Origin of the sequence: Cypionkella sp. (assembly GCF_034376685.1) — a bacterium.
Lineage (GTDB): Bacteria > Pseudomonadota > Alphaproteobacteria > Rhodobacterales > Rhodobacteraceae > Cypionkella.
This window is the reverse complement of sequence record NZ_JAXMJJ010000115.1, coordinates 1-20,415: the sequence shown is the minus strand read 5'-3', so window position 1 is coordinate 20,415 and position 20,415 is coordinate 1. Positions and strand designations below refer to the sequence as shown.

Annotated in this window: 19 protein-coding genes and 1 pseudogene; 6 read left to right on the top strand and 14 right to left on the bottom strand. The window is 60.1% G+C overall.

Annotation, left to right across the window (positions count from 1 at the left end; translation table 11 throughout):
- Positions 1-453: 453 nt before the first annotated feature.
- From U1A24_RS21410 to U1A24_RS21400, 3 genes are read right to left on the bottom strand one after another with little or no spacing between them, the layout of a single operon-like run.
- Positions 454-756 carry a hypothetical protein gene (locus tag U1A24_RS21410; RefSeq protein WP_322324010.1) on the bottom strand — a complete coding sequence of 101 codons (303 nt, stop codon included), beginning with the start codon at positions 754-756 and terminating at the stop codon, positions 454-456.
- On the bottom strand, positions 753-3,275 hold the full coding sequence (locus tag U1A24_RS21405) for a cbb3-type cytochrome c oxidase subunit I (protein WP_322324009.1): 2,523 nt from the start codon (positions 3,273-3,275) through the stop codon (positions 753-755). The genes U1A24_RS21410 and U1A24_RS21405 overlap by 4 nt, the downstream gene beginning before the upstream one ends.
- Positions 3,272-3,892, bottom strand: coding sequence for a cytochrome B (locus tag U1A24_RS21400; protein ID WP_322324008.1), 621 nt, complete (start codon positions 3,890-3,892; stop codon positions 3,272-3,274). Before U1A24_RS21400 ends, U1A24_RS21405 begins: the two co-directional genes overlap by 4 nt.
- Positions 3,893-3,976: 84 nt before the next feature.
- Between U1A24_RS21400 and U1A24_RS21395 the strand changes: the two genes are divergently transcribed.
- Entirely contained in the window at positions 3,977-4,486 is a 510-nt protein-coding gene (locus tag U1A24_RS21395) for a DUF2231 domain-containing protein (RefSeq protein ID WP_322324013.1), read from the top strand.
- On the opposite strand, the gene U1A24_RS21390 is transcribed toward U1A24_RS21395, so the two are convergent.
- From U1A24_RS21390 to U1A24_RS21360, 7 genes are all read right to left on the bottom strand, one after another.
- The gene (locus tag U1A24_RS21390) at positions 4,456-4,965 is read right to left on the bottom strand and encodes a CopD family protein (protein WP_322324007.1); all 510 of its coding nucleotides are present in this window, start codon (positions 4,963-4,965) and stop codon (positions 4,456-4,458) included. The genes U1A24_RS21395 and U1A24_RS21390 overlap by 31 nt on opposite strands.
- Complete coding sequence (locus U1A24_RS21385; protein WP_322324006.1) at positions 4,962-5,660, bottom strand: cytochrome c oxidase assembly protein; 699 nt, start codon at positions 5,658-5,660, stop codon at positions 4,962-4,964. Before U1A24_RS21385 ends, U1A24_RS21390 begins: the two co-directional genes overlap by 4 nt.
- A 39-nt stretch (positions 5,661-5,699) precedes the next feature.
- Positions 5,700-7,613, bottom strand: a complete 1,914-nt coding sequence (locus U1A24_RS21380; RefSeq protein ID WP_322324005.1) for a PQQ-binding-like beta-propeller repeat protein — start codon at positions 7,611-7,613, stop codon at positions 5,700-5,702.
- On the bottom strand, positions 7,610-7,945 hold the full coding sequence (locus U1A24_RS21375) for a hypothetical protein (protein ID WP_322324004.1): 336 nt from the start codon (positions 7,943-7,945) through the stop codon (positions 7,610-7,612). The genes U1A24_RS21380 and U1A24_RS21375 overlap by 4 nt, the downstream gene beginning before the upstream one ends.
- A gap of 330 nt (positions 7,946-8,275) precedes the next feature.
- Positions 8,276-9,022, bottom strand: coding sequence for a hypothetical protein (locus U1A24_RS21370; protein ID WP_322324003.1), 747 nt, complete (start codon positions 9,020-9,022; stop codon positions 8,276-8,278).
- Positions 9,023-9,054: 32 nt separating this feature from the next.
- Positions 9,055-10,833 carry an SLC13 family permease gene (locus U1A24_RS21365; protein ID WP_322324002.1) on the bottom strand — a complete coding sequence of 593 codons (1,779 nt, stop codon included), beginning with the start codon at positions 10,831-10,833 and terminating at the stop codon, positions 9,055-9,057.
- 696 nt (positions 10,834-11,529) lie between these two features.
- Positions 11,530-13,422 (bottom strand): PhoX family protein, encoded by a 1,893-nt coding sequence (locus tag U1A24_RS21360; protein WP_416173517.1) that lies wholly within the window; start codon positions 13,420-13,422, stop codon positions 11,530-11,532.
- Positions 13,423-13,587: 165 nt separating this feature from the next.
- Here U1A24_RS21360 and U1A24_RS21355 point away from each other — a divergent pair.
- Positions 13,588-13,770, top strand: a pseudogene (locus U1A24_RS21355) (IS5/IS1182 family transposase); the annotation flags it as partial.
- A 77-nt stretch (positions 13,771-13,847) separates the two neighbouring features.
- Here the strand turns inward: U1A24_RS21355 and U1A24_RS21350 are convergent.
- The 3 genes from U1A24_RS21350 to U1A24_RS21340 all read right to left on the bottom strand — a co-directional run bounded on the left by U1A24_RS21350 (position 13,848) and on the right by U1A24_RS21340 (position 15,408).
- Positions 13,848-14,009, bottom strand: a complete 162-nt coding sequence (locus U1A24_RS21350; RefSeq protein WP_322324012.1) for a helix-turn-helix domain-containing protein — start codon at positions 14,007-14,009, stop codon at positions 13,848-13,850.
- On the bottom strand, positions 14,010-14,249 hold the full coding sequence (locus tag U1A24_RS21345; RefSeq protein ID WP_322324000.1) for a hypothetical protein: 240 nt from the start codon (positions 14,247-14,249) through the stop codon (positions 14,010-14,012).
- Positions 14,250-14,499: 250 nt separating this feature from the next.
- On the bottom strand, positions 14,500-15,408 hold the full coding sequence (locus U1A24_RS21340) for an AraC family transcriptional regulator (RefSeq protein ID WP_322323999.1): 909 nt from the start codon (positions 15,406-15,408) through the stop codon (positions 14,500-14,502).
- Positions 15,409-15,506: 98 nt separating this feature from the next.
- On the opposite strand from U1A24_RS21340, the gene U1A24_RS21335 reads away from it, so the two are divergent.
- Positions 15,507-16,256: an SDR family oxidoreductase gene (locus U1A24_RS21335; RefSeq protein WP_322323998.1), complete on the top strand. Its 750-nt coding sequence runs from the start codon at positions 15,507-15,509 to the stop codon at positions 16,254-16,256.
- Positions 16,257-16,751: 495 nt separating this feature from the next.
- Here the strand turns inward: U1A24_RS21335 and U1A24_RS21330 are convergent, their stop codons facing one another.
- Complete coding sequence (locus tag U1A24_RS21330) at positions 16,752-17,291, bottom strand: helix-turn-helix domain-containing protein (protein ID WP_322323997.1); 540 nt, start codon at positions 17,289-17,291, stop codon at positions 16,752-16,754.
- 130 nt (positions 17,292-17,421) lie between these two features.
- Between U1A24_RS21330 and U1A24_RS21325 the strand changes: the two genes are divergently transcribed.
- The 3 genes from U1A24_RS21325 to U1A24_RS21315 all read left to right on the top strand — a co-directional run bounded on the left by U1A24_RS21325 (position 17,422) and on the right by U1A24_RS21315 (position 20,245).
- Positions 17,422-18,201, top strand: a complete 780-nt coding sequence (locus tag U1A24_RS21325; RefSeq protein WP_322323996.1) for an SDR family oxidoreductase — start codon at positions 17,422-17,424, stop codon at positions 18,199-18,201.
- Positions 18,202-18,354: 153 nt separating this feature from the next.
- Positions 18,355-19,368 carry an NADP-dependent oxidoreductase gene (locus U1A24_RS21320; protein WP_322323995.1) on the top strand — a complete coding sequence of 338 codons (1,014 nt, stop codon included), beginning with the start codon at positions 18,355-18,357 and terminating at the stop codon, positions 19,366-19,368.
- A gap of 79 nt (positions 19,369-19,447) precedes the next feature.
- Positions 19,448-20,245, top strand: coding sequence for an aldo/keto reductase (locus U1A24_RS21315; protein WP_322324011.1), 798 nt, complete (start codon positions 19,448-19,450; stop codon positions 20,243-20,245).
- Positions 20,246-20,415: the final 170 nt, after the last annotated feature.

The window sequence follows — 20,415 nt, the reverse complement described above, 5'->3', positions numbered from 1 at the left end:
TCAAGGCGACATTTCGTGTCGTTTTACGGCGTATAGAAATCTGCGCGGCTTTTGATTGGGGCGCTGTGGAATGCCATCGTTCTGACGAAAATGCTCAGCCTATCGGGGGATGACGCAGTGGCTGTGACAGAAGTGATTCGGAGGAGGATTGCGTCTAGATGCTCACGTGCAATGCAGTCTACGTGTAGATCGTCTCGATGGGCGGAAAGCTAACTTTCGTCTCTGCGACATCGAAATCTTCCAACTGGCTCAAAGCCGCCATTCAAGCAGCTGGTTTGATGTCTTTTCAGAGCAAGCGCCGTTGAGCTTGCTTTTGATTTTCGGATTGGGAGTATTTGTTCAAAGAGGCGGCAGGGTCCTGTTGCAAGCACGGGTCAAATCGACGGCTTAACGTGATTAAGCGACCGCGTTGGAACTGATGCTGTGCGCGGCACAATTGGCTGGGTTCTGCGTTTAAAGGCAGAGGGATGCGACAAGCACCGGCATCACTGTCCAGACTGCCGCAACAAGCGCGATCACCGCAAGCGTCGTGGCTGTCGTCTGCACAAAGCGGGACTTGGACGGCGCATACAGGACCGTCATCAGCGTTAGAAGCTGAAGCCCAATGGCAACAACCCAAGCGGCTAACAGAACCGGGCGGGCGTCAAGGTCAGATGGCCAATGGCGCGAGCAGGATATGCCCTGCAGCGCGTAAACTGCACTAAATCCTGTCAGCCAGACCGTAATCGGCACTGAGAGGCGCAAGACTTCGATCATGAAAATGCTCCCGGCAACCACGCAGCCGCCAGTGCTACAAGCGCGGTGGCTGCAGTGAAATCTGCCCACAGCCTCACGATTTCAGCCTCACCAATACGGGTGGGCGAGGCATAGCCCGCTGCCACCCGCGCAGCGAGATAGCACAGCATGATTGCAGACAGGAACGTGTGCAGCCCGACATGGCCCGCGAGCAACCACAGCGTTGCGTCATAGGCATGGCTGGCGGGGTCGGGCCGATCCAACATCACGCTCGCGGCAGCGACAGTCAGCGCCAAAGCGCCGACAAGTCCGAGGACGATTGCGGGCCAAACAACGCCGCGCTTTGCAATCGCACGGACGGCAAGGCGCGGCCCCAGCGCAAGCGCCAACGCGCATGTCAGGGCAAGGACAACGGCCCAAAGCGGGGGCTCCAGATAGGATTGTGGTGGCCAGTTCGGTGCAACGGTCCAAAGGAACGCGTATCCGAACAGCAGGGAGCCGAAATGCACCCCATCCGCCAGCAATAGAAACACCGAACCCCACCATCCCGGCGGATCGGTTCTTTCGGACGCCAGCGGCAGCATGGCACCATTTCCGGCGTCGACCAGTCCCTCGTCCACACGCGTGCCCAGACCCCAAGCCCAGATCAGCGCCAGAGCGACCACCCCCATCAGCGCAAGACCCGCCACGATATAGGCATCGAACAAGGGAGCCAAAAACGATGTGCTGGTGACCACGGCCAGCAGAAAAGGCAGCGCCGAATTGCCCGGCAGCACCACCACCTGCGCAGGCGTGCCGCGCGCGGTCGTTACGATCAGATTCTCGCGCCGGTGACGCGTCGCAGTGCCAAGATACCCCTCGCCTCGTGCGGTGCGCACCGCCAGATCCGGATCGTCGTGCAGCGGATAGCGACCGCGCACGATTGGGATCGACGCAAAACCGTAAGCGGGCGACGGGATGGCCGCAGCCCATTCCAGCGTGCCCGCCCCCCACGGGTTGCGTCGCCCCCGCACAGCGACAAAGGCATTCACCGCCACATCAAGGATGATCAGCGCAAAACCGATGGCCATCACGTAAGAGGCGACAGACGCAACAAGGTTCAATGCCGTCCAACCCTGATCGGCGTCATAGGTCCAGGTGCGCCTGCGTTGCCCCAGAAGCCCCGCCATATGCACCGCAAGAAACGTGATGTGAAACGATGGCACCACAAGCCAGAATGCCACCTCGCCGAGCTTAAAGAACCGCGTCCGCCCGGTCAGCAACGGCATGAAGTAGTAGATTGCGGCAACCATCGGAAAGACATAGCCGCCGATCAGGACGTAGTGCAGATGGGCCACGACAAAGTGGGTATCGTGGACCTGCCAGTTGAACGGCACGACGGCCAGCATCACGCCAGTCAGCCCGCCGATCACGAAGGTGGCAAAAAAACCCATGATCCACAGCATCGGCAACTCCATCCGGGCGCGTCCCTTCCAGAGTGTGCCGATCCACGAAAACAGCATCACGGATGTCGGCACCGCCACAAGCGTTGAGGCAGCGGAGAAGAACGCGAGGCCCATATGTGGAATGCCGGTGGTGAACATGTGGTGGACCCAGAGGCCAAAACTCAGCACCGCCAGCGACACTGCCGCCGCCACGACCCAGCCGTAGCCGAGTAGGTTGGTGCGCGCCATCACTGGCAGGATGGTGGCGATCATACCCGCGGCGGGCAGAAAAATGATGTAAACTTCAGGGTGCCCAAACAGCCAGAACAAGTGCTGCCACAGCAAAGGATCGCCGCCGTTTTCCACCTGAAAGAATGGCCAATCTAGGGCGCGTTCGACCTCTAGTAGCAATGACCCAAGGATCATCGGCGGAAATGCTGTCAGGATCATCACCGACACCACCAGTATATACCACGCAAAGATCGGCATCCGCGACAGGCTCATCCCCGCCGCACGGTAGCGCAGGACGGTCACGATCACCTCAATTGCCGTCGCGATGGCTGACACCTCGATCGACGTGATCCCAAGCAGCCAGACATCTGCCCCTATCCCCGGTGAGAACGCGGCCGATGACAGTGGCGGATACATGAACCAACCACCATCGGGGGCAAGGCCCATCAGCATCGCGATAATCACCGCAGAGCCACCGAAGATATAGACCCACAAACCATAGGCCCCCAGCCGGGGAAACGCCATGTCGCGCGTGCCAAGCATGCCCGGCAACAGCAACACTGACATTGCCTCAAAAAACGGGATCGCAAACAGGAACATCATCACAGTGCCATGCATCGTGAAGATCTGGTTGTAGACCTGCGGCTGCATGAAGGCAGAGTCCGGCGTGGCAAGTTGGGCACGGATCAGCAGTGCAAGGATGCCGCCGATCACGAAAAAAGTGGTTGCGACGATCAGAAACAGCGTGCCGATGTCATTGTTGTTGCTGGTGGTCAGCCAGCCTCGAAGGCGCGGATCGGAGCCCCATATCCGCGCCAAGGCGCGGTGCAAGCGCAGGGCGGTGCCGCGTTGTGGTGTGTCGGATGCTGGCTGCGCGTCGGTCATGGTGTGCCTTCCGCCAAGAATATGGCCCATGATGCGGCATCATGCGCCTGAACCGTAAAGACATCCTCGCGGTAGCCAAGCCCGCTGAATTCGGCACTTTGCCCGGCATAGGTTCCGGGTTGCGCAGCCTCGATCCGCAGCACGTTTATATGACCGGGGATCGCATCAAGCTTCCCCGCCAGCCGCGGCACCCAAAACGAATGGATAACGTCTGCGCTGGTAATCTCGACATTCACCGGACGTCCTGCGGGGATATGCAAAACGCCTTCAGTTACAGGCGCGCCCGCGTCGTCATAGCGAAAGGTCCACGCCCATTGCCGCGCTTCGGCTTGCACGGTCACAAGATCGTGTGTCTCGCGTGGCAGCAGACGCTCGCCAATCACAAGGCCGTATACGGTCAACGCGGATAGCGTTGCCAGTGGAAAGCCAAGCCCAAGACCCCACAACCAGACGCTCGTACCGCTCTCGTCCTCGCCATGCGCCGACGCATTTGCGCGGCGATAAAGTGCCGCAAACAGCAGCGCCATAACCAGAGCAAAGATCGCCACGCCGCTTGCCAGCATGATCCACCACAGATCTGCAATGGTTTGGGCTGCCGGACCTGCCGGATGCAACATCGAAAGTTGGCCCTGGCAACCAGTTGCGATCTGAAGCGTTGTCCCGAGAGCCAATGTGCGAAGGAGTTTCGGGTGACACAAAAGATGACTCAAGTCGCGCAGGATCTTGCCCCGTTCGAGGATCCCATTGTCAACGATAGCGCCTTTCAACAAACCGAAAGCCGTTTTGCGATCTGGGGTCATCCGTTGCATGCAATGGCTGTGGCGTTTCCGGTTGCGCTGACATTTTGTGCCTTCGGGGCGGATCTGTTGTATTGGTGGTCGGGGCAGGAACGCTGGGCTTGGGCAGCACTTTGGGCCACTGGCACAGCCTTTCTGTTCGGTCTGCTGGCAGGGGCCAGCGGCACGATGGAGTTGCTGATGGTGCCGGGCATCCGCATCCGCGCAGCCGCCTGGACGCATTTCGTCATTGCCGTCATGCTGCTGTCCCTTCTGGGGCTGAACTGGGGCTGGCGTCTGACCGGATACGAGTCCGCCATTCTGCCTTGGGGCCTGCTGATGTCCGGCTTTGCGGTCATTGTGGTGGCGGTCACGGGTTGGCATGGTGGCAAGCTCGTTTTCGACTATCGGTTGGGAATATCGAAGGGCAACTGATGACCCAAGGGGTTCAAAAGCCACGATGGCACTGGCAATCCCGCCAGATCAGGTTTGGCCAGAACAAGGCTTAGGATGCCGATCACCAGTCCGAAAACCAACAACGTCGGAAACAAAGCGCCGGGCGGTTGATGCTGGCCTTCGGTTTCGGCGACGGTGATGATCGTGTGACCCACCCATGCGTGCATCGCGACAAGCCCCGTGACGAGGACGAGTTTGGCGAAAATCCAGACGGTGAAGACCTCGCGCATAAAGATAAGCACTGACCCGCTGAAAATCGCCAATATCGCCACGGGGGTGATCACCCAGACATATCCGAAATGCGTCGCGCGCCGGATTTGTGCAAATTCGGCTTGCACGATGGCGCGGTCGTGACGGGCCAGCATGCCGGGCAGCGCGATCAGCCCAGCAACCCAGACCGCAACAAAGCTTAGGTGAAGTGCTTTGACATGCGGAACCAGTCCTTCAACCCAGATCATGGCTGTTCCTCCGTCGCGCGCCATGCCCGTCGTGCCAGCATGGCAGCCCAAACCGCAAACGGCAGGCCCGCGGGCATCCACATCACCAGCCCGCCAAGCTGCTGGTCCGACAGCGGCGACAGCCCCCACAGCATTGGTGCCATCGCGTGGGTCGCATAGACGGCACTTGGCGCAAGGGTCAGGATCGCGCCGAGCATTCCCATCGCAAGATAGCCAAGGAACACCCACCCCACGCCGGACCCACAGCGCTGCGAGAACACCGCACGCCAGAACAGATAAGCCGATCCGAACAGCGTCGCCTGCATGACCCAGTAAATCGCCATGTGCCCAAGCGCCGCATCATAGGCACGGGGCAAATGCCACAGCCAAAGCGCAATCGTGGCAAACATAAACGGCAGAGCCACCGCAGTTGCGGCTCGTGCGGGGCGCGATAGTGCGAGAAGCGGGGCCGCGATCGCCACCAGAAGAACGTGATGCACCACCCGCGCCGAGAACAGCGCCGAAGACAGCGCGCAAAGCGGGGACAGAAACGCAAAGGCCAACACGATGACGGCCGCCGCACCCGGGCGGGTGCGGCCCGCACAAATTGCCAAACCAACCAGAACCGTCAGCGCCCAAGGATCAAAGTTCCAGCGTGCCCAAAGCTCGGCCGATATTGGCGCTGGCCCGCAATAGCTGCCCTGCCAGTTAATCACGGTGTGGCCGCGCGTTCATGCGTGGCGGTCTTCATTGGCTTACTCCTTTGGCGGCAGGCGGTAGGCCACCACCTGATCAGCAACCTTCGGCTTCAGGATCGAATTGCCCCCAACGGCCCAGACGACATAGTCGGCACCTTGATGCGTAAACACCGCCGGAATTGACACGGCTGGTGCTGCCACAAGGTCAGACCATATTTCTTGTCCGGTGGCGGCATCCAGCGCCCGCACGCGGTTGTCCATCGACGCCCCGATCAGGATAACGCCACCCGACGTCAGGACCGGCCCGCCCAATGTGGGCGATCCCCATGACCGCAAGCCGTAAAATCCCCATTGCTGCGACAACCCGAATGGTTTTTCATAAACCCTCTCGCCGGTGTTCAAGTCATAGGCCGAGAACGTTCCGTAAGGCGGTTTCCAGCAGGGCAGCCCAAGGGCTGTGCGCCATTCGAAAAGCTCGATGCCGTAGGGCGAGCCTTCCTGCGCATAAAATCCCGCCTCGTTGCCGCTGGGATCGCTGCCGTCTGCCGTCGCTGCCTTCACCTCGGCGGCATAATCTGCGCGCGGGATCAAACGGATCACCTGCACCACCTGCGAGGTGTTCACGTACAAAATACCTGTGCGCGGATTGACCGTCGCCCCGCCCCAGTTGTTACCGCCTGCGGTCGCAGGCCACAGGAATGTGCCTTGCACGGACGGAGGGGTGTAAAGACCCTCATAGCGATAGGTCTCACGGTCTTTCGAACACTGTCCGAACGACAGCGCATCGGCCACGGGCCAGACCTCGGGCAGGGCCGCGTGGTTGATGGTTGGCGTCGGCACATCCGCAAAGGGCTGCGTCGGCGACAATTGCTCGCCCTCCGCATCGCTTGCAGGCACTGCGCGCTCTTCCACAGGGAACAGCGGCGCCCCTGTGCGGCGGTCCAGAACGAAGATGAAGCCCTGTTTTGTTGTCTGCACCAAAGCGGGCACTTTCTGGCCATCCCGCATCAGATCAACAAGCGTCGGGGCGGAGGGCGTATCGTAGTCCCACACATCATGGTGTACGTGCTGGAAGCTCCATGCAACCTCGCCCGTCTCGATGTTGATCGCGGTGATGGATGTTGCCAAAGGAATTGCTGCGGTGCGGTTGCCACCCCAATAGTTCGGTGACGGCGACGACACCGGAACATAGACAAGGCCAAGATCTGCGTCGACTGACATGGATGACCAGATATTCGCGGTGCCGGTGACCGGGATCAATTCTTTCGGAATGAACCCGGTGTCCCATTTCAACGCGCCTGTGCGCGCATCCACCGCAATCAGGTTTCCGGGCGGTTCGACCGTGTAGGCCCAGTCTTTGCCAGACCAGCCCATCAGGATCGTATCGCCAACCACCGTGGGCGGCTGCAACAAAGAGAACGGAAACACCGCGTTCGTCTTGTTCCATTGGTTGACGTTCAGCACACCATTGTCGCCAAACTCTTCGCAGGGCTTGCCAGTATCGGCATCCACCGCGTGCAGCGTTGCATCCATCGTGCCGATCAGAACCCGCTTTTCGCAAACTCCATCAAGCCCACTTTTCCAATACGACACCCCCCGGTTTTTCAGTGCGGGCTGTGTCAGTGCTTCAAGGGTTGATTTGGTATCGTAACTCCAACGCTCGGCTCCGGTGGCAGGGTCAAGAGCGAGAATGCGGTAGAACGGCGTGCCAAGATAAAGCGATTCATTCGCGTAGATCGGTGTCGCGGACCATACTGTCGCGGGAACGTCGCCAGATCCGTCAGAGACATCACCGGTCCGCACCTCCCATGCACGTTCCAATCCGAGCACGCTTTGCGGCGTCAAACTAGCCGCTTCGGAAAACTTCGTCGCCGCCAGGTCGCCGTTAAACGTGCCCCAGAGCGGCTGGTCCGCAAGTGCGGGTGCTGCAATAACTGCGAAGAAACCGGCAATAAGAGAAACTGATTTCATGGGATTACCTTGCGCTCTGCTGCTGCGCCGCTTGCCAGCAAAGCCAGAAGCGACACGACCATCGCCGCAAGAACAGCATCCTGCATAAGGAACCAAGCGGCGATGGCTGTCAGAATTGACACAATAGCAGCGATCCGGAGTAAGACGCCGCGTGCTTTGAACTTGCCCTTTTTTGCCACGATGACACCAAGTGCCAAAGTGACTGCAAATGCACCCAACACAGCCAAAAACGCGCCGATCGTCGCATCAATTCCTGTGTCAGGCAGCACAGCTGCGGCACCGGCAAAGCCTAGACCGATGAGAGCCGCAAGAAAAGAAGTGGCAAGGAGCATCCGATGGCCTTCCGCTAGGATGCTCATACAACGTCCGAAGACGATAAGCGTTCCGTGCCTTGCCACTTGATAGCTTCTAGCTGATGGCTAGGCTCCACCGCTCGAGCTGAACATCGCCTATGGAAAGCATCCACGCTTTACCCAAACAGCGAAAACAGAATGCGAAGCACGTCCCGTATCTAGAATTCGGCGTAAGGCACAAATGGCTGCTTTGGAGAACGCCGCTGGAGGTGTGCTTGACATAAGATCGTCAGGTCTGAGCCATTTGTCTATGGGCCTGGCGCGTCGTCAGTGCGACATTTGATCAAGCCCTCTTCAATACCAAGTCAGCTAAAGATCCATTATCCGGTTATCGGCAATGGTTTCGGCAAAGCCGTTGCCGAACAGCCCCGCGGGTGTTTGAAATCCTGGCCGGACCTCTCTGGAAAGCACCCGGCGCGCCGCTTCTGCCGCAGCCATTGCGGTGAAGCTGTATCCGTTCACGGCATCCAGCACCGAGCGCACCACCCTTCCCTCCGCGTCGGTCACTTCGACGGCGGCATGATAGCGGCTTGCTTCGCGCTCTGCGTGGCTGGGGCCAACCGGCAGATCCTTGACGTCTCCGGTCGGAAATGCACCCGCTGTTATGCAAACGAAGGTCTCGATGTCTGGCACACCGGTGGCGTGATGGATCGTCACAAGGTCGGGCAGCGTCACGGCGAAAGACGATTGCGGCCCGCTGCCGAAGTCGAAATCCCGCAGATCGCCCAGTGGGCGCGTCACGAGGCCGCCACTAATAAGGCGCAATGTCTGTGGCGCAATAGACTGCTGCGCGCTGATCATCGATCCCCGTGACATCGCGCCTGAAACACGAAGCGCGATGCTGACACTCCGGGCTTTGTCGACGCGCGCAACGGCTTGTCCGGCAAGACTTCCCAGCATTGCTACGCTTGGCGTGCACAGGCTGCGATACTGTTCCAGGCGGCGGTTAGCAGAAATGCAGGGACCGATTTTGCTGCTGCTAGCACGCAGGACCGGATTGGGCAAAGCTGCGCTGCAGCATTCCGTGGCGACGCAAATGTTTGCTTTGGGCCGCATGCAACTTGCCTTCAAAGCAACGAAATGGCTGGTCAGGTAGGCCAGACCGTCAGGATGAGTGGAACGCCGACGACCACGACAAGGACCGAAAGCGGCGCGCCGAGCCGCGCATAGTCGCCAAACCGATAGCCACCCGGTCCCATGACCAGTGTGTTGCACTGGTGCCCGATGGGTGTAAGGAAGTCACACCCTGCGCCTACCGCGACCGCCATCAGGAAGGCGTCGGGCTCAAGGCCCAGCCGGCTCGCAAAGATTGCAGCTATGGGCGCCATGACCAGCACGGTAGCTGCATTGTTCAGAAAGGGTGTCACCGCCATCGCCACCACCATGATGAGGGCAACCGCCCCCCAGACTGGCAGCCCGGTCGCTACCGTCGACAGCACATCGCCGATCAGTTCCGTCCCGCCGGTTGTCTGCAACGCCTCACTGACCGGGATCAGCGCGCCCAGCATCACGAGGATCGGCCATTCGATGGCCTCGTATGCCGCCTCGGCGCTGATCGCGCCGGTGAGGATCATCGCCAGTGCCGCCCCAAAGAATGCGATGGCCACCGGAACCAGTCCAATGGCCGTCAGTCCCATCGCCGCGGCAAGGATCGCCACCGGCAGGATTTCCCGCCGCACCGACCCCAAGCGCAACTCACGTTCTGCCAGCGGCAGCAGTCCCAGTGCCACGATCCGGTCGGGAAGGATCGCAAGCGAGCCTTGCAGCAAAAGCACGTCCCCCGGTTCCAGCGCGGTCTCGCCGAGCCTCTCGGTCATCCGCTTCCCCGAGCGTGACAGGGCAACCAGATTGATCCCTTGTTCGTCGAAAAGCTGTAGACGGGCGGCACTTTTGCCAATGATCGGCGACGTGCCCTTGACCACGGCTTCGATCACCCCGATCCGTTCGGCTTTGTTTTCAGGGGCCTTCGGTTTGTCTTGCCGCGCCAGTGTCAGACCCGCTTTGGTGACCGCGAGTTCAAGCCCGTCGGGCTGGCCCCTCAGTTGCAGGATGTCGCCCTCCCGGATGACATGCTCGGGCAGGGTGACGGGGCGACGGGTGCCGTCTCGGATAACGCCGGTCACAGTGACCTCACCATCGGCAACGCCAAGAAAATCGCCAATCGTCTTGCCGACGATGGCCGCCTCCGGCGGCACGCTGGCCTCGGAGTTGTAGTCGCTGATGTTGACCGCCTCGCCGAGCGAAGCCGTGGCGCGCCGGTCATGCGGCAGCAGGTACCGCGAGGCGAACATCAGGAACACCATCCCGACAACCGACAGGCCCAGTCCGACCGGGGCGTAATCAAACATGCGGAACGGCTCGCCTGTCATCTCTTCGCGCACACGCGACACGATGATGTTGGGCGAGGTGCCAACCATCGTGATCAACCCGCCCAGCAACGAACCGAATGCCATCGGCATGAGGTATAGCGATGGTGACGCGCTGGACTTCTTGGCAATCTTCAGCGCGGCGGGCATCATCATTGCCAGCGCACCGATGTTCTTGATCAGCGCCGACAAAAGCGTGACCGTGCCCACCAGCACCAGAAGCTGCACCCGAAACCCGCGCAGCCGACGTATCAGCCAACGGAGCACAACCTCGATCAGGTGCGAACGTGCGACGGCAGCACTGACCACCAGTGCAGAGGCGACGATGATGACGATGTCGTCGCTGAAACCCGAAAAGGCATCCTTTGGTGCGACCGTCCCGGCGGCGAGCGAGGCCACGAGAGCCAGCATTGCAACCACATCGTAGCGCAGCTTGCCCCAGATGAAGAGGATCATCATGCCAATGATGATAGCGAATGCGTAGGACTGAAGCAGGGTCATGTGGTCTCCGCAATCGTTTGCTGACTTTCGATACAATCAGTCCATAACAGCAACGCAACCAACAGATCCAAGTTCCCCATATCATGTCTGCGGCTAGGGGAGTGTGAGACTGGGTTGCCCAGAGCTCCTACGAGGTCAAAATCGCTCGCAACGTTTTCGTTTCAAGGTCGGTAAATTTTGGGTGGAATGTCCTGATATTGGGCAGGATTTGAGAACGAAAGCCTCGGCGGGGCGTCTACAATCTAAAACAGCATTAGTGCTGCGGCGTTTTCTATGCGACGCAACCGAGTGGCGGCTTGCGGGCTCATCGAAATGCTGCGCAGGCCGGTCCAGACCGGCAGCTTTGGGCCGGTCGCGACTACATCAACTCTAAGGGCGGAGAGCCGACGGATGCTGGCGCAGCACAGCACCAGCCATCGACCGTCAAAGTCGCCATTCGACCGTGGCGCCTGTCAGGCTGGACTGCCGCATTGGGGCGTCATCGCACGGAGCCCTCTCTATCAGTTCGTCAGGGTGCAGAGAACGAACGCTTTCCGCTCGACAACAAACGTAGCGAAACTGGATGTAGCGAAACTGGATGACGTCGGTGCAGGTCCAGAACTGAACGCATATTATGTGCATCCAAGCCCCGGCAGATGACAGAAAAGGGGCACCCTGCTAGGTGCCCCAAATGTGTCATGCGCCGCTCCAAGGCGATCAGGCGATCAAGGCACCGTCGTCGCGCCACACGGCAATGATGGCGGACCGTGGAAGACCTTCGGCGGGCCAGCCCGTTCCGGGGTGCTGGATGCCAACAAAGATGGTCCTTCCGTCAGAGGAGGGTGTCATCCCCGTGACTTCCGAACCGACCGGACCAGTCAGGAACCGGGCGATTTCGCCGGTTGCAGGATCACCAACCAGCATCTGGTTGTTGCCCTGTCCTGCGAAGTCACCTTCGTTGCTGTCGTCACCATCGGTCTGGATCCAAAGCAGGCCAAACCGATCGAACACCATCCCGTCGGGCGAGTTGAACATATTGCCATCGGTGATGTTGGCCGAACCGGCGTAGGCATCGCTGTGAACCGTGGGGTTTCCGGCGGTCACATACAGATCCCAAGTGAAGCCGGTCGCGGTATGATCCTCGTCCACAGGATACCAGCGCACGATCTGGCCATAGCCGTTTTCGGCGCGGGCGTTGGGCGAGCCTTCAACCGGCACCATCGCATCGCCACCGGCATTGGTGGCATCGGCCTTGCGCCACGAATTATTGGTCAGAGCGCAGTAGGCCTCGATCGCGATCGGGTTGACAGCAACCCATTCCGGGCGGTCCATCGTGGTGGCACCCACGGCCGAGGCCGCCTGACGGGTGTGGATACAGATCATCGCCGCATCCATGCCAGTGGTTTCCGGGGTCAGCGGCAGCCACTGGCCGCTGCCATCGGCGCCGAACTGCGCAACATAGAGCACGCCGTCATCCAGCAGGGTCGAGGTATCGCCGCCCGGCATATAGACGCCATTCGAGACGTATTTATACAGGAACTCGCCGCGCTCATCGTCGCCCAAATAGACCACGACCCGACCGTTGCGGGCCACGACCGATGCGGCGTTTTCATGCTTGAAACGGCCCAGTGCGCTGCGCTTGACCGGGGTCGAAGCCGCATCCGACGGGTCGATCTCGACGACGTAGCCAAAACGGTGCGGTTCGTTGGGATTTTGCGCCAGATCGAAACGGGCATCGAACTTTTCATAAGCATAGCCCGATTCCGCGCCGATGCCGTAGCGGTCGAACCCGTCGGGTATCGTCATTTCGGCATTGGTCGAACCGAAGTAGCCGTTAAAGTTTTCTTCGCAGGTCAGGTAAGTGCCCCAAGGGGTTCGGCCCGATCCGCAGTTGTTCAGCGTACCTAGCACCGAAGTACCGATCGGATCGGAAGCGGTCTGCAGCAGGGTATGCCCGGCGGCAGGGCCCGAGATCATCATCGGCGTGTTGTTGGTGATGCGGCGGTTGAAAGGCGAATCGACCACGACGGCCCAGCCCTCAGCGCCTTTGGCGACCTCCATGACGGTGATACCCTGCAGATTCTGCAGCTTCAGCACGTCCGCGGCATTGGTCGGCAGCTCGTTCTCATCGACGTCCACGTTGATTCCAGAATTGACGTATTCGTGATTGATCGCGATCACCTGATGTCCATCGATATTGAACATCTCCATACCGTCGGTGTTTTCACCAAAAACTCGGTCAGAATTCGGGTGACCAAAATTTTCATGGTCAAAGGCCGGCGCGTCCGAGAACAGCGCATCGCCCCAAGCCGCAACGACCTTCCAGGAGTAACCCTCGGGCACATGGACCATGCTGTCCGTCGCAGTCGGGATCGGGGTAAAGGCGAAACGCGACATCGCAGCCGCCTGCGCATTCGCGGATGTCGAGGACATCATGGAGCCGAGGCCCATAGCAGCGGCGCCCGAGCCAAAGGCGACGACTGAGCGCAGGAAGCCGCGACGCGACATCGCGGCTTCGACGACGCGGTCGAAATCGACTGTTTCCGGAGCTGGACGGCGACGTTCGTCGAACGCATCCCAGTTCATCGGTTCGTATGACTGATCTGTCATGGCTGGTCTCCCCACGGACACTGGCAGTTGAAAAGGAGACTAGAGTTTAGGCTGCGAAGATGACAATCGGACGACAGTCTGTTGATTTCTACGCAGCGGGACGACGTTGTTGTACCAATCGGTGCAGGAATTCATCTATTGAATCCAGCGTGATAGCTGGACATCTTGAGCAGACTGACTCCCTTCAGGAACTGTCCAACCTACAACGAAGCGCTCAAGCGCCGTGGCTCGCTGACGATTTGGCTCGGCCCTGAGGTGGCCTGGGAAGCGACGCCGACCGAGATGAGCGGTAGCCAGCCCAGCAACAACAATGCCGAGATCAATGGCCGCTTGGCTTTGAAGGTGCTGGTCGCAGAGCACCGCATGGGCGCGTAGGGTTTGAAAACGCAGCGAATGTCGAGACAGTCTCGACCAGTAGACCTTGGCTATGCGCTGCCAGCCAGCTTGCAGGGTTTGGGACGCTGCGCGCGGACCCAAGCAGCCTGTTCCGATTGCGTTGCCCGATACTGCGCCGGACCTCCATTGCGCCTGACCTCGCGGCTGATCGTCGAAGCAGAACGGTGTAACGCCCGCGCGATGGACCGCAGCTATTGATGGGCGTGCAGACTTCTCGATATCTTCTCACGTTCGTACAGCGTCAGTGCCAGCCGGGATCTCGTGCGATCGGGCGGGCGTATGTCGCCGGTGCGGGCCAGAAGCGGATAGACTGACGACGAGTTGCGCTCAAACCCCCGGCCGATCGAACTCATCGACTCGCCACGCTGCCGGCGATCCAAAATCTCTGCCTTCTGCTTGTCTGTGAACAATATCCGACGACGATACGTCATGGCTCACACTCCTTCTTCGTCTAAAGAATGAAGTGTTGCGGCGACCAGTTGAAGCCACCCCGGATCGCCGACATTACCGCGGCGCTCATGCTGCGGCGAGTACGAATGGCAGGTCTGGGGAAGCCGACTGCCAAGGCCGAATGACTGCAGTGGGCCGATATCGTCGTGGCGGCTGCGACCGATGCTGGGCGCGCAAAACTACATGGCACCTGCACGGCACCACATCTATGGCCTCTCGCGAAAGCTACCGTTAGCCCCCCGTTTCGGACAGCTTCACGAACCGCCCCGGCGGCATTCCGACATGACGGCTGAAGGCGGTGCTGAAGGTGCTGGCAGAGCCATAGCCGATTTGTCCAGCCACCTCATCCAGTGACAATTTGCGTCCGCACAACAGGTTTTTAGCAACAGCCATGCGCCATGCCAGCAGATATTCCATCGGTCGCAGGCCGACCGTGCGGGCAAAACGATCAAAGAAGGCCGAGCGCGACAGCCCCGCCGCTTCGGCCAGTTGTGGCACGGTCCAGTCCCGGTCTATCGCGCCATGTAACTCGCGCAGCGCGGCGGCGATCCGGGGATCAGCAAGCCCACGCAACAGGCCCGGTTCGGTCAGTGTCGTTGGAGCCGTGCGCAAGGCTTCGATCAGCAGAATCTCGACCAGACGTCCCAAAATGAGGTCGCGGCCCATCGCATCGCCCGCGGCCTCTTCGCCCAGCAGGCGCACCAGTTGTGTCAGGCGCGGGACGCCGCGGATATGGATCATCCGCGGCAGCAGCGACACCATCAGGCCAGCATCCGGTGCGTCGAAGGTGAACCAGCCGCCGAACTGGCGCACATCGGCGGGGCCTTCCTTGCGACCGTGGCGGACTTCCCGGTCAGGCGAGGTCGCCGTTTTGGGATCAATCCGCACCGGCGACGCAGGCTCAAACCCCAACATGGTAAAGGCCGGGGTTGCGGCCAGCAGCACAAAATCGCCTTCCTCGAGAATGACCGGCGCTTCGCCCTCCACCGCCAAGCGACAACGGCCCTCGGTCACGGCGCAAAAGCCGGGCTGGCCGAATGCGGCGTAGCGCACGGCCCAAGCCCCTGCGCCGCTGATCTCTTTGGAGAACACGGCACGGGGGCGCAGCAACTGGATCATTTGGCTTAGCGGATCGGACATATTGGACTATTGCAAATACATAATGGACTTCTGATTGAAGATAGTCCTGATCATGCCCGCTATATCGGTCTCGTCAACAGCAAACACAGGAGACTGACATGAAAATTGTCCTCATCACCGGCACCTCGTCCGGCTATGGGTTGGAAACCGCCCGGCATTTTCACGCCCAAGGCTGGACCGTCATCGCCACCATGCGAACCCCGCACGCTGGCCTGCTGCCCGACTCGGACCGTATGCGCATCCTGCCGCTGGATGTCACCCGTCCCGATAGCATCGATGCGGCGATCAGAGCGGCGGGGCCAATCGACGTGCTGGTAAACAATGCCGGGATCGGCGTGGTAGGCGCATTCGAGGCTACGCCAATGGCGCATATCCGCAAGGTGTTCGAGACCAATACTTTTGGCGTCATGGCGATGGTGCAGGCGGTGATCCCGCAGATGCGGGCGCGCCGATCGGGTGTGATCGTGAACGTCACCTCCAGTGTGACGCTTGCCCCGCACCCGCTGGCCGCCGCCTACACCGCCAGCAAACAGGCCATCGAGGGCTTCACCGGATCGCTGGCGCATGAACTTGGTGCATTTGGAGTGCAGGCAAAACTTGTTGAACCGGGCTATGCCCCAACGACCCGCCTTGCCATCAACACCGACATTCCCGTGACAGATCTGATCCCCGAGGCCTATGCCAGCTACGCGGGACCAATCTTTGCCACATTCGCCAATCCAGAACTGACAACACAGGAAAGCGACGTGGCCCAGGCGGTATGGTTGGCCGCAACCGACAAAACCGACCGCCTACACTATCCGGCTGGGGCCGATGCCGTGGCACTGTCACAAGCCAAGGTCGCTTGAACAGATCTGCGCCGGTCTTGCGCAAGCCGCAAGTCTGGCGCTCTGCGCTTGCTCCTCATCGGCAATTACCCTTGAAGCCCGCGATGAATGCGGCCTGACATTGTTGTAGTCGTAGCGCCAAAGGCCCAGCGTTCGGCGGGCACATGCTGGCCAAGCATGCCAGCGATCCGCAGGGCATCCGATTTTGTGTAGTTTCTATCGGCCCCCTTTTTGAGGGCAGCCTTAGGCTCTGATAGCAGGACGAAAGCGTTATCATCCGTCTTTACGGGACAGTAACAGCTTATCTCGCTGGGCAGCTTGGTCGCGTAATGGAACCGGGTGGTGAGCGAATCTGGTTGTTTCTGCGGCATTACTGCGATGGTAACCCCCTTCGCTTTCTTTATCCCCGAAAACCTCTTGTTAAGAAGGTGGACTGCCACATTTGGCCACATTCCCTCGGCGCTCCTTCGCCAGATAAATCCATGCAGGTGAGGCATGAACCTTACCACCGGACTTCTAAGCCCCGAGCTCGCCTATCCAGTCGCGAGTGGCAGTCAGCAGCTCTGCTGACAGCGCGGAATCGTTCACCGCGCGTGCGATGATCATCGCACCGACCATTGCGGACCAACTTCCGATCGCACGGCGACGAAGGTCCGCGGACGGAATCTCTTCAGTGCTGTCACGCTGCATGGCTGCGGCCACGCGGGCGAGTTGCAACTCCAACCCTTCGGCCAGCGCGCCACGCGCTTCAGACGACTGATGACGCAAATCCGAGGCCAATGCGGCCATCGGGCAACCTTGACCCGAGGCGTCGCGATGGAGTGGGGACAAATAAATGTCAGCAAAAGCCATAAAACCCAGGCTGTCTTCGTTGCCTTTGGTGACATGTCCCACCGTCTCGGCGATCAGTTCGCCCTTTGAGGCGAAATGTCCGTAAAATCCACCGTGGGTCAGCCCAGCGGCTTTCATCACTTCGGACACCGAAACAGCATCGAACCCCCTTTCCCGAAACAGCCGCGCCGCTTCGGTCAGGATGCGGAGGCGGCTTTCAGCCATCTGCTCACGGGACACTTTCATAGCAGATTTTCCTTCGCTTCTTCGCTTGACTATTCATGATGCCAATCATAAATAATTATTCATGACGATCATCATGAATATAGCGCGGCATAGACAGGAGTTCAATGCAATGGTTGCCCCAAAAACCCTTATCACAGGTGCTTCGACCGGAATCGGTGCTATTTATGCCGACCGTTTTGCCAAGCGCGGCCATGACCTTGTCTTGGTCGCTCGCGATCTGGTTCGGTTGGAGACGCTGGCCGCCAAGCTGCGCCAAGAAACTGGCGTGAACGTTGAGATACTTCGGGCTGATCTGACCGCTGAGGCCGATCTGGCGGTGGTCGAGGCAAAGCTGCGCGACGATGCCGCCATAACCACGCTGGTCAACAACGCGGGCGCAACCGTTGCGGCGGCCTTCGCCGACCAAGGCAGTGCAGATATTTCGCGCATTATCGCACTGAACGTCACGGCGGTCGCGCGGCTTGCCAATGCTGTGGCCGGACGGTTTGCGCGGGCGGGCGGTGGCACGATCATCAACATCGCGTCGGTCGTGGGGCTGGTGCCGGAATTTTCGATGTCGGTTTATGGGGCCACGAAGGCCTTCGTACTGTTCCTGTCCCAAGGCCTGCAAGTGGAGCTTGGTCCGCGCGGTGTGCGGGTGCAGGCCGTGCTGCCCGGTGCCACCAGCACGGAGCTTTGGGATCGCGCAGGCGCGGATGCTGCCAAGCTGCCACCGATGATGGACGCCGCCGATCTTGTGGATGCAGCACTGGTCGGGTTTGACGCGGGCGAGACTGTGACCATCCCGCCGCTTCCCGACGCCAAGCTTTGGGACAGTTATCAGACAGCCCGGCAAGCCATGCTGCCCGGCTTTGGCAATACGCTTCCAGCCGCCCGCTATCGCACGTGAAAGGACAAGGCGTGACCAATTCCCTGTTCCCACCCGCAGCTTTGATTGGCAGCCCGGCGGTCCAAGACCAAGCGCCCAACTCGATTGCACCGCCAGACAGTGATGCTCAAGGATACGCCGATACCCCGCCCCTGAAAGCTGTGGAGTAACGGCATGAAAGCCTGGAGTCTTGATCGCTACGGAAAAGCACAAAAACTGCGGATGGCAGATCTTCCCGATCCCGTCCCCTCGGCGACAGAAGTTCTGATCCGAATTCATGCGGCCGGACTGAACCCGCTGGATCTGAAACTACGCGATGGGGCGTTCAAACCGATCCTGCCCTACAAGCCCCCCTTCGTGCTGGGTCATGATCTGGCAGGCGAGGTGGTAGCCATTGGCGCCGAGGTGACTGGCTTTCATCCCGGTGACAGGGTGATGGCGCGCCCGTGTGATGGGCGGATCGGCACATTGGCGGAACTCATTGCTGTGGATGTGGCCGATCTGGCCCCGATACCAGCCAACCTGTCTATGGCCGAGGCCGCCGCCCTGCCGCTGGTCAGCCTGACAGCGTGGCAGGCGCTGGTTGAACTCGGTCAGGTGGGGCCGGGACAGAAGGTCTTGATCCACGCCGGAACCGGCGGCGTCGGCAGTATAGCGATCCAGTTGGCGAAGCATCTGGGTGCCTATGTTGCCACTACCGCCAGCGCCAAGAATACCGAGATGCTGCGCGATTTGGGGGCAGATCAGGTGATCGACTATCGCAACGAAGACTTTGCGCAAATCCTCTCTGGCTATGACCTCGTATTGTGTAGTCTGGAAGGGGAGACGCTGGCGAAATCGGTTTCGATTTTGAAATCCGGTGGCAAGCTCATTTCCATCTCCGGTCCGCCAATGCCCGAGTTCGCCAAGGCCAAGGGGCTGGGCTTCGTGCTTGGCCTGATCTTCCGGGTGATCAGCCGCAGCATCCGACGCAAGGCGCGGGCCGCTGGTGTCAGCTATCATTTCTTGTTCATGCGAGCGGATGGTGATCAGTTGCGTCAGATCGCCCAGTTGGTCGCCACCGGTGCGATCCGCCCCGTTATCGACCGCGTCTTTTCCTTCGCCGAAACCAATGCCGCCCTCGCCTATCTGGAAACGGGTCGCGCCAAGGGCAAGGTTGTCGTGACTCTGCCATCAATCGAGGAATGATCATGGAATATAGGCCCTTTGGCCGGACCGGCTCGCAAATCTCTCAACTGTCGCTGGGCACCGGAACGTTCGGCACAGGCTGGGTCATGGTGCGGATGCTGAAACCAGTGCCGCAATCTTCAACGCCTATGCCGAGGCGGGTAGCAATCTGATCGACACGGCCGACGTCTATCAGTTTGGCCAGTCTGAGACGATCCTTGGAACACTGCTGGAAGGTCGGCGCGATGATTTCGTGCTGACGACCAAGTACACCAACGGGTCAGCGCCCGGTGCGAACCGCCTTGTCCTTGGCAACAGCCGCAAAGCGATGATCGCCTCGTTTGAAGCAAGTCTGCGGCGGCTGAAAACCGACCGCATCGACATTCTCTGGACGCATCACCCCGATGGCGAGACTCCGCTGGACGAGATCTTGCGCGGCTTTGATGACCTCGCCCGCGCGGGCAAGATCCTTTACGCGGGCCTGTCAAATTTCGCAGCATGGCAACTGTCGCGCGCTGTAACGCTGGCCGAACTGACCCGCAGCCTTCCGATCGCCGCCGCACAATTCGAGCACAGCCTTGCCCACCGTGAACCCGAGGCGGATCTGCTCCCGGCCTCTCGGGCGCTTGGCCTTGGCATGGTCACATGGTCACCGCTTGGTGGCGGTATCCTGACAGGTAGGTATCGCGCAGGCGAAAAGGGTCGCGCCGAAGTCATGAGCGGCAAGGTATTTCAAGCGGAAGATAATGCACAGCGCACCGCCATACTTGATGCCGTGCTAGCCGTCGCCGCAGAGACCGGCACAGCGTCTGATCAGATCGCTATCGCTTGGGCGATAAGCCATGGTGCGGTGCCGATGATTGGACCGCGCAATCTGCCGCACCTCCCCTATTTGTAATGTGGGCGATCTAGCCAGACACCATTTCATGTCTTTACAGCTTTTCTCCGAGCGCCTCGTAAGGCGTTTTCTCGTTGTAAGCGCCGTGTGGTCAGGCAAGGTTATAGAACTGCTCCCACGCGGCCAGCCTCGCGTTCAGGTCGACATCGCCCGTGTAGCCGAGAAGCTGG

Coding starts and splice junctions, on each gene's coding strand:
- U1A24_RS21410 (WP_322324010.1), bottom strand. CDS start 756: ATGATCGAAGTCTTGCGCCTCTCAGTGCCGATTACGGTCTGGCTGACA.
- U1A24_RS21405 (WP_322324009.1), bottom strand. CDS start 3,275: ATGACCGACGCGCAGCCAGCATCCGACACACCACAACGCGGCACCGCC.
- U1A24_RS21400 (WP_322324008.1), bottom strand. CDS start 3,892: ATGTTGCATCCGGCAGGTCCGGCAGCCCAAACCATTGCAGATCTGTGG.
- U1A24_RS21395 (WP_322324013.1), top strand. CDS start 3,977: ATGACTCAAGTCGCGCAGGATCTTGCCCCGTTCGAGGATCCCATTGTC.
- U1A24_RS21390 (WP_322324007.1), bottom strand. CDS start 4,965: ATGATCTGGGTTGAAGGACTGGTTCCGCATGTCAAAGCACTTCACCTA.
- U1A24_RS21380 (WP_322324005.1), bottom strand. CDS start 7,613: ATGAAATCAGTTTCTCTTATTGCCGGTTTCTTCGCAGTTATTGCAGCA.
- U1A24_RS21375 (WP_322324004.1), bottom strand. CDS start 7,945: ATGCTCCTTGCCACTTCTTTTCTTGCGGCTCTCATCGGTCTAGGCTTT.
- U1A24_RS21370 (WP_322324003.1), bottom strand. CDS start 9,022: ATGCGGCCCAAAGCAAACATTTGCGTCGCCACGGAATGCTGCAGCGCA.
- U1A24_RS21365 (WP_322324002.1), bottom strand. CDS start 10,833: ATGACCCTGCTTCAGTCCTACGCATTCGCTATCATCATTGGCATGATG.
- U1A24_RS21360 (WP_416173517.1), bottom strand. CDS start 13,422: ATGACAGATCAGTCATACGAACCGATGAACTGGGATGCGTTCGACGAA.
- U1A24_RS21345 (WP_322324000.1), bottom strand. CDS start 14,249: ATGACGTATCGTCGTCGGATATTGTTCACAGACAAGCAGAAGGCAGAG.
- U1A24_RS21340 (WP_322323999.1), bottom strand. CDS start 15,408: ATGTCCGATCCGCTAAGCCAAATGATCCAGTTGCTGCGCCCCCGTGCC.
- U1A24_RS21335 (WP_322323998.1), top strand. CDS start 15,507: ATGAAAATTGTCCTCATCACCGGCACCTCGTCCGGCTATGGGTTGGAA.
- U1A24_RS21330 (WP_322323997.1), bottom strand. CDS start 17,291: ATGGCTGAAAGCCGCCTCCGCATCCTGACCGAAGCGGCGCGGCTGTTT.
- U1A24_RS21325 (WP_322323996.1), top strand. CDS start 17,422: ATGGTTGCCCCAAAAACCCTTATCACAGGTGCTTCGACCGGAATCGGT.
- U1A24_RS21320 (WP_322323995.1), top strand. CDS start 18,355: ATGAAAGCCTGGAGTCTTGATCGCTACGGAAAAGCACAAAAACTGCGG.